General features: G+C 43.1%; 13 protein-coding genes. 6 read left to right on the forward strand and 7 right to left on the reverse strand.

What is annotated here, in order from left to right:
* Positions 1-26 precede the first annotated feature (26 nt).
* Entirely contained in the window at positions 27-2240 is a 2214-nt protein-coding gene (locus tag IGI76_RS09790) for a helix-turn-helix domain-containing protein (RefSeq protein WP_311902413.1), read from the reverse strand.
* Positions 2241-2402: 162 nt separating this feature from the next.
* Here IGI76_RS09790 and IGI76_RS09795 point away from each other — a divergent pair, with 162 nt between their 5' ends.
* The 5 genes from IGI76_RS09795 to IGI76_RS09815 all read left to right on the forward strand — a co-directional run bounded on the left by IGI76_RS09795 (position 2403) and on the right by IGI76_RS09815 (position 8475).
* Positions 2403-3383, forward strand: coding sequence for a LacI family DNA-binding transcriptional regulator (locus IGI76_RS09795; protein WP_005229927.1), 981 nt, complete (start codon positions 2403-2405; stop codon positions 3381-3383).
* Positions 3384-3456: 73 nt separating this feature from the next.
* Positions 3457-4860 carry a tagaturonate reductase gene (locus IGI76_RS09800; protein WP_151195044.1) on the forward strand — a complete coding sequence of 468 codons (1404 nt, stop codon included), beginning with the start codon at positions 3457-3459 and terminating at the stop codon, positions 4858-4860.
* A gap of 12 nt (positions 4861-4872) precedes the next feature.
* Positions 4873-6384, forward strand: coding sequence for a UxaA family hydrolase (locus IGI76_RS09805; protein WP_142964784.1), 1512 nt, complete (start codon positions 4873-4875; stop codon positions 6382-6384).
* A gap of 20 nt (positions 6385-6404) precedes the next feature.
* On the forward strand, positions 6405-7793 hold the full coding sequence (gene uxaC / locus IGI76_RS09810) for a glucuronate isomerase (RefSeq protein ID WP_086295511.1): 1389 nt from the start codon (positions 6405-6407) through the stop codon (positions 7791-7793).
* Between the two features lie 10 nt (positions 7794-7803).
* Positions 7804-8475 carry a rhamnogalacturonan acetylesterase gene (locus IGI76_RS09815; protein ID WP_016621185.1) on the forward strand — a complete coding sequence of 224 codons (672 nt, stop codon included), beginning with the start codon at positions 7804-7806 and terminating at the stop codon, positions 8473-8475.
* 257 nt (positions 8476-8732) lie between these two features.
* Here the strand turns inward: IGI76_RS09815 and IGI76_RS09820 are convergent, their stop codons facing one another.
* The 5 genes from IGI76_RS09820 to IGI76_RS09840 form a co-directional block, all read right to left on the reverse strand.
* Positions 8733-9539 (reverse strand): gluconate 5-dehydrogenase, encoded by an 807-nt coding sequence (locus tag IGI76_RS09820; protein ID WP_438781463.1) that lies wholly within the window; start codon positions 9537-9539, stop codon positions 8733-8735.
* Between the two features lie 22 nt (positions 9540-9561).
* Positions 9562-10404 (reverse strand): 5-dehydro-4-deoxy-D-glucuronate isomerase, encoded by an 843-nt coding sequence (kduI, locus tag IGI76_RS09825; protein ID WP_333719300.1) that lies wholly within the window; start codon positions 10402-10404, stop codon positions 9562-9564.
* Between the two features lie 12 nt (positions 10405-10416).
* Positions 10417-11415 carry a sugar kinase gene (locus IGI76_RS09830; protein ID WP_142973237.1) on the reverse strand — a complete coding sequence of 333 codons (999 nt, stop codon included), beginning with the start codon at positions 11413-11415 and terminating at the stop codon, positions 10417-10419.
* Position 11416: 1 nt separating this feature from the next.
* A complete protein-coding gene (locus tag IGI76_RS09835) occupies positions 11417-12064 on the reverse strand; it encodes a bifunctional 4-hydroxy-2-oxoglutarate aldolase/2-dehydro-3-deoxy-phosphogluconate aldolase (RefSeq protein WP_438781466.1) in 648 nt (215 codons plus the stop codon).
* Positions 12065-12174: 110 nt separating this feature from the next.
* Positions 12175-12927 (reverse strand): IclR family transcriptional regulator, encoded by a 753-nt coding sequence (locus tag IGI76_RS09840; protein WP_026008086.1) that lies wholly within the window; start codon positions 12925-12927, stop codon positions 12175-12177.
* Between the two features lie 150 nt (positions 12928-13077).
* On the opposite strand from IGI76_RS09840, the gene IGI76_RS09845 reads away from it, so the two are divergent.
* The gene (locus tag IGI76_RS09845; protein ID WP_167822031.1) at positions 13078-13818 is read left to right on the forward strand and encodes a MurR/RpiR family transcriptional regulator; all 741 of its coding nucleotides are present in this window, start codon (positions 13078-13080) and stop codon (positions 13816-13818) included.
* Positions 13819-13836: 18 nt separating this feature from the next.
* Here IGI76_RS09845 and IGI76_RS09850 read toward each other — a convergent pair whose 3' ends face one another.
* Positions 13837-15210, reverse strand: a complete 1374-nt coding sequence (locus tag IGI76_RS09850; protein WP_311902395.1) for a gluconokinase — start codon at positions 15208-15210, stop codon at positions 13837-13839.
* Between the last annotated feature and the right edge of the window lie 210 nt (positions 15211-15420).

Raw genomic sequence — 15420 nt, forward strand, 5'->3', positions numbered from 1 at the left:
CAACGATCAAAAAGCGCTTTTTTCTTTTAGTCTTTGGATCGTTTGCGATACTCTCCAGGGGTCATCTGTTCTTTCTTTTTGAAAAAGCGGATGAAGTTTTGAGAGTTGGTATATTGAAGGTTGGCTGCGATTTCCTTGATCGTCATATCCGTTTCCCGCAACCATTTTTTGGCGATTTGCAACCGATAGTTTTGTAAGTAATCGGCAAAATTGATGGATAATTCCTTTTTAAACACATTACTTAAGTAATTGGCATTATAATGTAGCTGTTCAGCAATGCTATCTAAGGAGAGATCTTGATCGTATTGTTGGTGTACGATCAAGACCATCTTTTCAGACAAGGAGCGAATTTCTCGATCTGTTTTGGCTTGTGTCGTTTCAACGATAGGTAAAACTAACTCATGATAGATGATTTGCTCAACTTTGAACAAAATAGTTTGGTTGAGCACGGATTGATAAACTTTACGACTATTCTGCAAGCTGGTATGATCCGCTCCTAAAAGTTGCCCTAGCTGAACGATACTGTTGATCAACTTAAACAAGGCACTTTCAATCGTCAACGGATTTTTGTTTTCATGAATGATTTCCCGTACGACTTCCGTGTAACTCGCTTTGATGGTCGCTAGTTCCCCACTACGCATCGCATCCAAAAAGGTGCTTTCTGCTTCTCTAGGGTATTGAACGATCGCATTATTGTCTAATTGTGCTGCAATGTCGTCAAAAAAGATAATGACTTCTTCCCCTAAATTCATTCGATAGTGCAAGGCTTCTTTGGCGTTATCAACCGCTAATTTGGTTTCTACGAGGCGGTCGTAGGATTGTGAGACCCCACAACTTATTTTGATTTTCAAGTAATCTTTTGCCGCTTGATGGATCTTTTGACAATAGGTCAATACTTGTTTTTGGTCAACTGATTCAGGAAGCTTTAAAATCGTTCCTTGGGTTTCTTGACTGGAGATGATTGGTTGAAAACGCAAATTTGCTGGAATGATCTCAGAAACGAGATTCTCGATGGCAAGCAAGAAAATATCAATAGTCGCTGTTTCTCGTCCACACAAATCATCGATTTGAATCAGTAATACGGCAAAGTGTTCTGTTTTGGATACTTCATACCCAAATTGTGACAGTTTTAAGTGAATATCTTCTTCTGAGATACAGCCGCGAAACAAGTTTAATAGAAACAAGGATTCTAATTCGGGCTTTTGATGCTCGACTTTGACGGCGAGATCGTGGTTTTGATGTAAGACCTGGTCGATATCGGAAATCAACTGATTGACTTCTAATTTCTGACCTTGTTTTTTGGGCTTTAAAAGCTCACCGATCCGATTGATGGGTGAGGTAGCCACGATCGCAATGCGATAGGATACTAATAAAAAGAGGATGATCAAAAGACTGCCAATCACGATCAAACCGCTTCTTAATTCACGGATTGCTTGTGAAACGCTAGCAGGCGCCAGGCGGATCACATGATACCACTGATTGTAATCCGATTGTGTGACCACATACTTATTGTTTTCTTTGTCAGTGAAGATGCCATCGCCGTGGGCAGCTGCAATCATTGTTTCTTGTAAGGCAGAATCGATCACTTCACCATTATCGAAAAGCAGTTGTCCGTCTGCATGAAAAATATTCAAAAAGGAATCGTCATGATCTGCCACCAACTGCGCAATGGTATGGTCTTGGATTTCAGCGATCCCCAAAGCAGTGGTTTCCTGTCGAAACACAGGCAGCGTCATCACCATTTTTAAATAGCCATCTTCTGGCAACCAATACAAGTAGCGTTGGTTGTCGATCAACGCTTGAAAAGCAGCGAATTCAGTATCATCGATTTGTTTTAAGGAGCCTTCTTCGATTTTCCAATGCTGGTTCAAATTCACCAATTGGTAACTGGCGTTTTCGATCCCCATCACACCAATGTAAGCCAGTTGTGAATTGATCTCTCGTACTTGTCGATAATTCGTCACAGAAAACGGCTGTTCCATCGTATCGGAAAAGCTTTGTGTGCTACTGTATGTAGAAAAGGCATACTCCACCATCTGAATTTTTTGATCCAGATTTTCTTTGACTTGGTTGACCAAATTATGTTGACTTTGCAAAAATGTTTCTTGAATGTTTTGATACGTTCGATGATAAATGACCCCACTAAACCCAATTATTAAAGCGCTACCAATTAGAAAAATCAAAATAAATATTTTATAAAACAAGTTGGACGTTTGATGATAGCTTAAAAAGAATTTCATAGACTCCCTCCCATTACCTGACTATCTTCTTTTATACTAGCACATCCCAGAAAAAGTTCCTATGTTATTTTGAAAAATGTTTCACGTGTGCATCCTTGGTGTATTGACATTCTCGTGGGAACAAGCTATGCTTGAATCAAGCAAAAAGGAAGAAGGTTTTCTATGGTTACGATCAAAGATATCGCCAAAGTCGCTGGTGTTTCACATACAACTGTTTCTCGTGCGCTAAACGATAGCCCATTAATTAAGCCAGAAACAAAAAAGAAGATCGCAGCCATCGCTGAATCTTTACACTATGTGCCCAATGTCAATGCCAAAAGTCTAGTGAATCAAAAATCCTATATCATTGGTCTTTATTTTTCTCATCTATCCATTGGTACTTCCGATAGCTTTTTAGTCGAAGTGATCAAAGGAATCAGTGATACCCTACCATCCGAATATACTTTGGCGGTTCATGAATTATTGCAATCCGATACATTTGATGAAGAGCCGAATCGCCTCGATGGAGCGATCGTGATGAGTCAAAGCGATCGTGATGACGGTTTTATCGCTGCTCTTTCAAAGAAAAACATTCCCATCGTCGTTTTGAATCGTCAATTGCAGGATGCAACCTTGATGAATGTCACTAGTAATGATGCCCAAGGGGTCTATCAAATGATCACCTATGTGCTTGAACAAGGCTTTCGAAAGATCGCCATGATCGAAGGGATCGCTTCCTTTGGTTCCGCTAGAGAGCGCCGCAAAGGATTTATGAAAGCGATTCAAGAAAAGCAGCTTGTCTGCCCGAAAGAATACTTCGTAGCTGGCGACTACTCGTTGGAAAGCGGTCAGCTGGGTGCCCAGCAACTACTCGCTTTACCTGAACCACCTGAAGTGATTTTTTGCGCCAATGATGATATGGCGATCGGTGCGATCAATGCCTGTCATCAAGCAGGACGAAAGATCCCAGAGGAGATAGGCATCATCGGTTTTGATGATAGTTCTTTTTCTCCCTATACGTATCCCCCATTAACAACGATCCGCAAACCAGTCTATGAAATGAGTCAATTGGCAGCAACCCTGCTGTTGCAGGCATTTGCCAATCAAGTAGTTGAGAAACAACATTTCTTTGATACCTCGTTAATCATTCGTCAATCGCTGTAAGCCTCTTGTTTTCAAGAGCGCTTACGCAAAAATGTTAACGTGTGCATATATATATTTTTTTAAGGAGGATTCTATGAAAAAAATTACCGAACAACCCCATCAAACCTATCCAGCCCGAGTGATTCAATTCGGGGAAGGCAATTTTATGCGGGGCTTTTTTAACTGGCAGCTGCAGCAAATGAACAAGCAAGGTCTTTTTAACGGCAGTGCCGTTGTGGTACAGCCGATTGATCACGGCTTGAAAGAGCTGTTGGCACAACAAGAAAATCTCTACACCGTTATCTTAGAAGGACTTGTCGATGGCGCTTTATCTCAAACATTTGAAGTCGTCTCCACCATCGATCAAGTGCTGAATCCTTATCAGCAATGGGAAGACTATCTTGCATTAGCCGAAGACGAGCAACTTGAGATCATCGTTTCTAATACGACGGAAGCAGGTATTGCGTTTCACCCAGAGGATACCTTACACGATACCCCTCCCCAAAGTTTTCCCGCAAAACTGACCGCTCTTTTGTATCGTCGTTTTCAACTACGAAAAAAGGGATTTTTGATCATTCCTTGTGAATTGATCGATCGGAATGGGGAAAAACTAAAAGAGATCGTCTTACAATATGCCGCATTATGGTCTTTGGAATCAGACTTCGTCAACTGGTTAGAAAAAGAAAACACCTTCTGCTGCAGCTTAGTCGATCGGATCGTTCCAGGATATCCTCGCGACAAAGTGGCACAATACCAAGAGGTTCTTGGCTATGAGGATGCCGTAATGGTCACTGCGGAACCCTTTATGCTATGGGTGATCGAAGGAAACGGCGTAGCCGAAAAGCTCCCTTTGCAAGAAGCTGGGTTGAATGTGATCGTGACAGAAGATATGACTCCTTACCGTGAACAAAAAGTACATTTATTAAATGGTCCTCATACGGCGATGGTTCCCCTCGGTCTTTTAGCGGGTTTAGAAACCGTTGAAGAAGTAATGAACGACCGTGAATTTGCAGCCTTTTTAGATGGTCTTTTTCAGGAAGAGTTGATTCCAATGCTTGATTTGCCTAAAGCGCAGCTTGCAGCTTATGCGGACCAAATCAAAGAGCGCTTCAGAAATCCTTATGTGAAGCATCAGCTGCAATCGATCGCTTTAAACAGCGTCTCAAAATTCCGTGCGCGTCTTCAACCAGTCTTAAGTCGTTATGTCCAACAAAACCAGCAGGTACCAAAACGAATCACTGCCGCACTGGCAGGATTGCTGACTTTCTATCTCACACGACCCTTTCAAGATGATGAGCTAGTGACAACCATATTTCAGCAAGTGAAACAATTACCAGCAGAAGAACAGATCGCAGCTCTATTAAAAAATGAGCAACTTTGGCATGCAGACCTGAGCTTTATGACAGAGACAATCAATGAAATGTGCGCATGTCTAAAACAAGACGGACCCCGCCAGTTACTTGCGTCGATTGACACCCCTGAGCCAAGTTTGAAATAAAGGAGAATCTTTATGTCCAACACATTAACAGAAACACCCGCGCAACTATTGAAATTGCACCCTAAAGACAATGTCGCAGTCGCATTAAAACCACTAGCTGCTAAAACGACCCTTGCATTTGAAGGCCAAACGATCACCCTTTTTGAGGATATTCCACAAGGACACAAAATCGCCCTCAAAGATCTAGCACAATCACAAGACGTGATCAAATATGGCTATCCCATTGGACATCTCTTAGCTGACGTGAAAACTGGCCAATGGTTGCATACCCACAATGTCAAAACCAACCTTTCTGGTACCTTAGCATACACCTATGCCCCCGATTTGCATCCCGTCCGTTATCCAAAAAGGGCTGCGACGTTCCAAGGGTACCGTCGAGCAAACGGCAAAGTTGGAATTCGTAATGATTTACTGATCGTGCCAACAGTTGGTTGTATCAATGGCATCGCAGAGATCATTGTTGAAAACTTCAAGAAGAATCATCCAGATCTTGGCACTTTTGATCATATTACGATCCTTAAACATCCCTACGGCTGCTCCCAGTTAGGCCAAGATCATCAAAACACCCGTCAAATTTTAATTGATGCGGTGCATCATCCAAATGCCGGTGGCGTCTTGGTCTTTGGCTTAGGTTGTGAGAACAACACCGTTCCCGAGTTTAAGAAAAACCTGGGTGACTACGATCCAAAGCGCGTCAAATTTATGGTGGCACAGGAAAGCGACGATGAAATTGCGGTCGGCGAAAGCTTATTAGAAGAATTACTGGAAGCAGCAAAAGAGGATCAACGAGAAGCCGTTCCCTTGAGTGAGCTAAAGATCGGGTTAAAATGTGGGGGTTCCGACGGGTTTTCTGGGATCACCGCCAACCCTTTGTTGGGGGCATTTTCTGACTTTTTAGTTTCTCAAGGTGGCAGTACAGTCTTGACGGAAGTACCCGAAATGTTTGGCGCTGAACAAGTCTTGATGGCGCGTGCACAAGATGAAGCCACCTTTGAAAAAATTCTCCATCTAATCAACGACTTTAAAGATTATTTCCTTGCATACGGTGAACCGGTCTATGAAAATCCTTCTCCTGGCAATAAGGCAGGCGGTATCACTACGCTAGAAGATAAGTCATTAGGCTGTACCCAAAAATCTGGGACTTCCGCTGTCGTCGATGTCTTAAAATATGGGGAAAAACTCCGTAAGCCAGGCTTGAGCCTGCTGGAAGGTCCAGGAAACGACCTTGTTGCCGCTTCTGCACTGGCTTCTGCCGATTGTCAACTCGTCTTATTTACCACTGGCCGCGGCACGCCATTTGGTGCCTATGTGCCGACCATGAAAGTTGCCACGAATCAAGAGATTTATCATAAGAAACCCCACTGGATGGATTTCAACGCTGGTCGCTTGTTGGAAGAGCCGATGGAGGTCGTGCTGGAAGATTTTATTCAAGCGATCATCGATACTGCCAGTGGAAAACCGACGCGTAATGAAGCCAACAACGTTCGTGAGATCGCCATCTTTAAAAATGGCGTGACACTATAATCAAAGAAAAGAGGTCCGACATGTTTTTAAATGAAAACTATTTATTGCCAAATGAAATTGCTCAAACACTATACCATGACTATGCCAAAGAGCTGCCGATCATTGATTACCACTGCCACCTAGACCCGAAAGAAATCTATGAGGATCGGCCGTTTAAAACTATCACCGAGGCATGGCTAAGTGGTGATCATTACAAATGGCGATTGATGCGCGCTTGTGGCGTACCCGAAGAAGCGATTACGGGCAATGCCAGTGATTATGAAAAATTTTTGGCATGGTGTCAAACAGTGCCAAAATTGGTGGGAAATCCCCTTTACAGTTGGACCCATTTAGAATTAAAGCGATTTTTTGAGATCGATCTTCCCGTTACTGAAGAAAACGCCGAAACTTTGTGGAGGCTATGCAACGAAAAATTGCAGCAAAAAGACTTTACCCGAAGAGCTTTGATTGCTCGCAGTAACGTCGAGATCGTTTGCACCACAGATGATCCAGTCGATGATCTTCACTATCATCACCAATTAAGCCAAACAGAACAACGTTTTCGGGTCTTGCCGACCTTTCGACCTGACAAAGCGTTACAAATCGACCATCCGAATTTTCTTACCTATGTTACCAAACTCGAAAAGAGTGTCGAAAACGCGATCACTACCTACGATGCTTTCTTGAGAGCCTTGCGGGACCGTGTAACCTACTTTCACCAGCATCACTGCCGCTTGTCTGACCATGCACTGGATACTTTAGTGTATGCTGCAGACGAACAGTTATCCCTTGAAGCAATTTTTGCCAAAGCATTAGCTGGAGAATCTTTGGAGGAAAACGAAGTTTCGTTCTTCAAAACCAATGTTCTAGTTGAACTGATGAAGCTGTATCACGAACATGGTTGGACGATGCAACTGCATGTCCATGCGTACCGTAACTGCAATCAACGAATGTTTGAGCGCTTGGGACCAGATACGGGCTACGATGGCATCAATGATCAACCACTGACTCAAAGCTTGCAGAAATTATTGAACGCTGCTGATGCGCAGGACCATTTGCCTCAAACGATTCTCTACTCCTTAAATCCCAATGACTATGATGCACTCGTCGCTTTGATGGGGTGCTTCCAGCAAGAAGGCAATAATAAATTGCAGTTAGGATCTGGCTGGTGGTATAACGACACCCGCGCAGGCATGCGTCACCAATTGACGAAATTCGCAGACGGCAGTGTGATCTTTAACTTTGTCGGCATGCTGACGGATTCAAGAAGCTTTTTGTCTTACACCCGTCATGAATATTTCCGACGCGTCTTTTGTGAATGGCTTGCTGAGATCGTTGTACGTGGTGAAGCACCTGCTGATCTTCGTCAGCTAAAACCATTAGTAGAAAATGTCTGTTATCAAAACGCCAACAACTACTTCAAATTTTAGGAGAAAGACAATGGAAAAAATCGTCATCGTCGGTGATTCCACCGCATCGATCAAAGAGCCTAGCGCTCGTCCAGAAACGGGCTGGGGTGAAAAGATCTCACGCTATCTCCCCCAGCATCAAATCGTCAACTTGGCAAAAAATGGGCGTTCCTCCAAAAGCTTCATTGAAGAAGGACGCTTGTTGCAGGCAAAAAAAGAACTATATGCTGGTGATTATCTCTTGATTCAATTTGGACACAACGATCAAAAAACAGATAGTCGTGGTACGACACCTGTAGAATATCAGCATAATTTAGCAACCTTCGTGCAAACGGCACGCCAGCAGCAAGCGACACCGATCCTATTGACCTCGATCACTCGTTTGCATTACGTGGACCAACAGCAACTTGATCCTTTGGCAGTCGGTCCTTACCCAGAAGCAATGCGTGCTTTGGCTACCTCCTTGGATGTGGTCTGTCTGGATCTTTTTGCCGCAACACAACGGTTCTTTTCAGCACTGGAACCACAACAGGCGAAAACCTATTTTCTTCATTTAGAAAAAAACCAGCACCCTAATTATCCAGCCGGCATTACGGATAACACGCATTTGAATAACCAAGGTGCTACAGCCGTCGCCAAATTAGTTGCCAAATGTTTGACAAATGCTCCATTACCGCTTGCACAACAAGTTCTTTTAGATTGAAACTCATTGTTCGTGTTGAATCTTCCCCTAACATAAATACGCTACCTGATTTGAAAAGAGCTACTCAAGCAAAACGCTGCGAAGAACATTTTCCTTCACAGCGTTTTGCTTTTCACTCTTTCTAAAAGATTTGTTTGCCATTCCTTTGCTTCAACCCATTTATCGCCAAGCTACCTTTTAAAGCCTTGCATTTCTTAGGTGTTGCACCATAAAAAAGGGAACGATTGCAATCGTCCCCATCCTTACTACTGATTGTTTTATTCAGGTTGTTTCCCGATATACGCCAAGATACCGCCGTCTACATATAAGACATGGCCATTGACAAAGTTTGATGCCTCAGAAGCTAAGAAAACAGTTGGTCCTGCTAAATCTTCTGGCTCACCCCAACGGGCAGCAGGTGTTTTCGCTACGATAAATTGATCAAATGGGTGACGAGAACCGTCTGGTTGGATCTCTCGTAATGGTGCGGTTTGCGGTGTTGCAATATAACCAGGTCCGATCCCATTACATTGAATGTTAGCTGAACCAAATTCAGCACAAATGTTTTTCGTCAACATTTTCAAGCCGCCTTTAGCCGCTGTGTAACCAGCCACCGTTTCTCTTCCCAATTCACTCATCATTGAGCAAATGTTGATGATTTTTCCATGTCCTTTTTTGATCATTGACGGTAAGACTGCTTTTGAAACGATAAATGGAGCGTTCAAGTCCACGTCAACGACTTGGCGGAAGTCTTCAGCAGACATCTCCAACATCGGAATTCGTTTGATGATCCCAGCATTATTGACTAAGATATCGATCACGCCAACTTCTTCTTCGATCTGCTTGACCATTTCGTTGACTGCTTTTTCATCCGTTACATCACAGACATAGCCGTGGGCTTCGATCCCTGCTTCACGATAGTTTGCTAATCCTTTATCCACTGATTCTTGATCCAAGTTGTTAAAAACGATCGTTGCTCCTGCTGCTGCTAATGAACGAGCGATCGTAAAACCGATCCCATAGACAGCTCCTGTCACTAATGCGATCTTACCATCTAAACGAAATTGATCCATTGAAAAATCCATAATTGATAAACCCTCTTTCTTTTTATTTTAAGTCGTCCATTGCCACCATATCCATGTCGGTATAGGTGATATTTTCGCCACACATTGCCCAGATAAATGAGTAGTTACTGGTTCCAACACCCGAATGGATCGACCAGCTTGGAGAAATAACTGCTTGTTCTTCACTAACGACTAAATGCTTCGTTTCATCTGGTTTGCCCATCATATGGAACACTTTTGTGTCTTCGTTGGCAAAATCAAAATACACATATGCTTCCATCCGACGTTCATGTGTATGACTTGGCATCGTATTCCAAGCACTGCCTGGTTCTAAGATCGTGTACCCCATTTGTAATTGACAGCTTTCACAAACATTTGGGTGAATGTATTGATAAATTTTCCGTTCATTTAATGTCAAGCCCTCGCCTGTCTCCATTGGTGTGACTTGATCGATACTGATTTTTACATTTGGGTATTTCTTATGTGCTGGCACGCAAGATAGATAGAATTTCGCTGGATTTGCTGGATCATCTGAGTGGAACAAGACTTGTTTTGTTTCCTTGCCGATATAGTAGCCGTCTTGTTTTTTCATTGGTTCTTTTTGGCCATCGATCGTGATCGCACCAGGTCCTCCAATATTGATGACGCCTAATTCGCGACGTTCTAAGAAGTATTCCACCCCTAATTCGCTGCTTAATTGCACTTCTAACGCTTCTTCTGTCGGTGTCACTCCGCCAAAGATCATCCGATCATTGTGGGTATAGGTCAGCATGATTTGTCCTGGTTTGAAAATTTTCTCTACCAAAAATTCTCTGCGTAATTCCTCGGTACTATAGTGACGAATATCAAGTGGACTATGGGTATAGCGTGTTTCCATGTGTTGCATGTTTTATTCCTCCTATCGGATAATTTTTCCTGAACCTGTTGCAATAAATTCTTGTATCTCATTGGCGCTAAACTGATTACAGTCGCCATGGATCGTATGTTTCAAAGCAGATGCTGCAGTTGCAAAATCAATGATTTCTTGGTCTTGTTTCTTCGTGACAAGACCATGTAGGACACCAGCTGAAAAGGCATCGCCGCCTCCGACGCGATCAACGATTGGATTGATCTCATGGGTAGCAGAAACGACATAATTGCCGTTGTGCCATAGGCTTCCTGTCAATTGATTGTGACTTGCTGAGAGCACCTGACGACTAGTTGAATAAAAGAGCTGGATATTTGGGTATTTCCGATGCATTTCTTGATAATAGTAGTCATCTTCGACTTCCTCTGTTGGAGCTGATACATCCATAAAGACTTGGGCATCTAACTGTCCTGCCGAGCAATAATCAACATAAGGGAGTACTTCTTGCAAAAAGACGCGTGCTTCATCTGTCGTCCACAGCTTTCCACGATAATTGATATCGAAACTGATTTTACAACCAGCTGCTTTCGCTTCTTTGATCAACGTCAGTAAAAGTGTCTGCCAAGTCGTTGAAAGAGCGGGCGTGATCCCTGAAAGGTGAACAATGTCAACCCCATCAAAAAGGTCAGATTGCCACTCATTTTCTTTCATTTGCGCAAAGCTTGAGCCTGCGCGATCATAAACCACTCGCGCTGCTCGTTCCCCGATACCGGTTTCAATATAGTAAGTACCTAGTCGGGAACCGCCACGAAGCAAGTGGCGACAATCGACGCCATAGCTTCGTAAATGATGAAAAACGGCATCTCCTAAAGCATTCTCAGGCACTTTACTAGCAAAAGAAACGCGATGACCAAAATTCGCTAAGGAGATCGCAACATTGGCTTCTCCACCGCCATAATGGGCAGCAAACATCGAACTATGGGCGATTCGGTCGCCTAACGTTGTCGATAGACGCAACATGATTTCTCCTAGTGTCAGAATGTTTGCCATCTTACTTTCCTCGAATCTCTTTTAATTTTGCCGCATATTGTTTCGCTATTTCTGTTACTTTGTCAAAATCCCCACTTGCTGCTGGCGCTAACAAATTCCCCCCTACACCAACGGCTACGACACCCGCCGCAAACCATTCTTGCATGTTGTCTAAGCTGACACCACCGGTCGGCATAATGTTTAATTGTGGCAATGGCGCTTTGAAGGCCGAGATGATACTTGGTCCATACGCACTACCCGGGAATAGTTTAATGATATCTGCGCCTGCTTTTAAGGCGTCCTTCATTTCTGAAATGGTCATGCAACCAGGCAGATACGGGATTTGATATAAATTACATAATTCAGCCGTTTCTTGATCAAAGGTTGGGCTTACCACATATTGTGCTCCTGCCATGATCGCTAAGCGAGCAGTCACTGCATCAAGAACGGTCCCCGCACCAACGACTACCTCTGGATTATCTTTGAAGGTTGCTACTAATTCAGCGATTACATCCGCCGCTTGAGGCACTGTAAAAGTCAACTCAATGCCAGTGATCCCCCCTGCAACGATCGCTTTACTTGCTTGTAGTGCTTCTTCTTTAGAAGCGCCACGCACAACAGCGATCACGCCGCTTTCTTTTAGTTTCATTAAATTCGCTACTTTTTTCATTGAGACCCTCCATTTATTTCCTATTTGGAAAATGGTATTTATTATAAAGAAACTTACACGTTTATTATACCGTTCTCGTTTTTATTTGCAAGGGCTTTCCACTAAAAAGTTTATAATGCTTGTTCAATTTGCTGTTTTGTCGCAATAATCGCATCGATCAATGTCGATTTGTATTCTGGGGTCAAGCGGTATTTCGGTAGGCTGATAGAAAACGCCCCAACGATCTCCTGATCCTTTATCAGTGAGGCGCCGATGCAATAGATTTCTTGTTCCATTTCTTCATCATCAAACGCTACTTGGTTTTCTTTTGCCTGTTCCAATTCTTTCTTCAACTTCAACTGATTCGTAATGGTGTTTTCCGTATAAGCGGTTAAAGGCGTTGCTGCCAAATATTCTTCCACTTGAGGGGCATCAAACTCCGCTAAAACGGCTTTCCCCATGGCAGAGCTATACAACGGTCTTGTGATCCCTACTTTTGAAGACATGCGGATCGTTTGATTGTGGGGCTCCAATTTATTGACATAAAGAATCTCATTGGCAGTCAAGACCCCTAAGTGGATCGTTTCATCCGCCGTTTTCTGCAATGCTTCCAAGTAAGGCAAGCTGATTTCCACTAAATCAAGCTCTTGAATGTTTTGATTGGCATACTTGATCAGCTTAGACCCTAAGCGATAATTCTTCTCTTTGTCGCGTTTGACATAGCCGATCATTTGCAGCGTTTCTAATATTTTCAAAGCTGTGGATGGGGTCAGTTTCGTTGCTTCTGAAATTTCTTGCAATGGTTTACTTGGCGCTTCTGCGAGATAATCTAAAATGGTTGCTGCTTTTAGTAGTACGGTTCCATATGGTTTTTGCGTCATCATTTCTCCACCTTTATTTTCTATATAAGAAATTATAATATCTTTTTAGGAAATGCACAATCTTTTTCCTATATATCAGCATGACGCGATTCCCATTTTACTTTCTGTCGTTATTCATTGTATGATGAAGACAAGACAAAGGAGTGCCGAACAATGGACTTAAATGTATTGATCAAAGGAAAAAAATTGACTGACAATGAGCTGCAAATTCTTGATTATTTGCTTGCAAATACCGCTGCGATCGATGGACTGCCCTTAAGAGAAATCGCTAAAGCGATCTACACTTCTCCCGCAACCATCGTGCGGCTTGCGCAAAAATTAGGTTTTTCTGGCTATCTAGAGCTACTTTACTTCTTAAAGAATCGCTTGAAAAATCAGACGATCACTGAAGCCGCCATCGATTACCAAATTGACGCTGCCAGTATTGCAGATACGATCGACGCGATCAAAGAAATCTATGAACGAAACAAGGACAAGTTTATTACGATTTATGCAACAGGTTTTTCTGGGATCGTGGCAGAATACCTCCACAAAAAAATGCTGGTCAACGGCATCAAAACCTTATTAGTCAGTGCTTCTGACTCAGGTGGGATCATTAGTAACAACATCGAGAACATCAGTATGCTGATCACCATCTCTAAATCTGGCGAAACACAAAAAGTGCTGGAAAAGATGGCATTAGCCAATGAACATCACATACCAACTGTTTTGTTTTGCGGGAACGGTGATCATCGCGCCAATCAACTAGCGACCTTTTCCTTTGAAGTGACCGATGAACGTCCCTACGACACCCAAAACATCCAGTACACTAGCTTCTTTGGTAAACTGCTCTTATTGATGGAATATATCGTCGACGCTTTTACCCATGTTGAAAAAGAAAACCAGCAACCCTAGTGGATTGCTGGTTTTTGCTTATGCTTGAAAATAGGTTTTTGCCAATTCTTGATAGAGCGCTTGGTTCTGCGGATCAGGAACAAATTTTTCATCTGGCTGATCTTGCCGCACAACAGAGCTTTTGTATAAATCATACAAGCCGAATATCGGTTCGTTTTCATCGGAAAGATAACAGGTCAGCCCCAACACATCCGCGGTCATTTGACCTAAAAGTTTTGTTTGAAAGAAACCACCACTTACAGTGACTGCCCCTTCCAACTGCGCCATTTGCTTTAATAAATCGATGTTCATCAGCATGCCTTCGATGACTGCCCGCAACATGTCTGAGCGATTGTGTTTCAGGGTCAAGCCAGAAAAGCCGCCTGTGATCTCATTTGTCCAAAAAGGTGCCCGCTCCCCGTTTAAATAGGGGAAAAAACGTAAGCCGTTACTGCCGATCGGCGACTCCTCCATGACTTGAGGCAGATAATGATAAAATGCATCAGGATCTTCTGATAAGGTCTCTTTTGCCCAAGCAAGGACACAGCCACCATTGTTTGAAGGTGCCCCTACGACATAGAGGTCATCTTGCAGATAGTAGCAAAAATTTTGTTTTTGGCAATCAAAGACGGTGGTCTCACTTACTTTACGAACCGCCGCACTGGTTCCGATCGTCAAGCTGTTGCGGATCCCTGTAGAAATATAGCCAGCATATGCTGCTAAACACCCATCGCTAGCCCCACACATCACTTCTACCTCAGGCTTCAAGCCACACCGCTGCGCCATCTCCTCGGTAATCAAAAAACGATCAGTCGGTGCACATAAAGGCGCTAACTGGGCTTTTGAAAGGGATAAATAATTGAGAATCTTTTGACTCCATTGCTTTTCTTTCAAAGAAAAAAGACCGGTCGCTGATGCGGTACTATAATCGATCCGTGCTTGTCCGGTAAACAACGCCATTGCTAGTTCTTTTAAGCCAAACCATTTCGTCTCTTTGGAATATGAACCATTTGTTTGAAAATAAGCCAGTTTCGCAAAGGGAGACATCGCATGGATCGGGGTCCCTGTCTCTTCATAAAACGTTGCCGCCAGATCCGTTTGACGAAAGGCCGTCATCGTTTGACTCGCTTGATTGTCTGACCAAATGTAAATCTCTTCTGCGGTCTCACCAGCCACTGGCATCAAACTGTGCATGGCGGTACTGAACCCGATCACTGTGATTGCCGCTTTTAATTGAGCGGGAATCGTTGTGACACCACTGATCAATTGGCTACTGATCTGGGTCGCTGATTGGGTCTGTTTTAACCCGTGGCTATGGGTTTTGATTGGTAATGACTGTGAGTAAATGATTTTCCGATCTTCAATGACCCCAAATTTTATGGCTGTCGTGCCGATATCAATCCCTAAAAACATCGCATTGCTCCCTCTCATCTGATTCAATTAGCTTTATTCTACCATAGTTAGTGGCATATTCTAGTATACCTGTCTGATCGTTTTGTTGATAAGACGTTTCGTGGTGATTTTCTTCAGAGAATTATCCTTCCACAACAAAAATCAAAAAAGAGAAAGATTCTTGGAGAATCTTCCTCTTTCAGTTATCCAAACAGCAAATGTTTCGCAAAT

It is taken from the genome of Enterococcus sp. DIV2449a, from assembly GCF_051711225.1.
GTDB lineage: Bacteria > Bacillota > Bacilli > Lactobacillales > Enterococcaceae > Enterococcus_D > Enterococcus_D casseliflavus.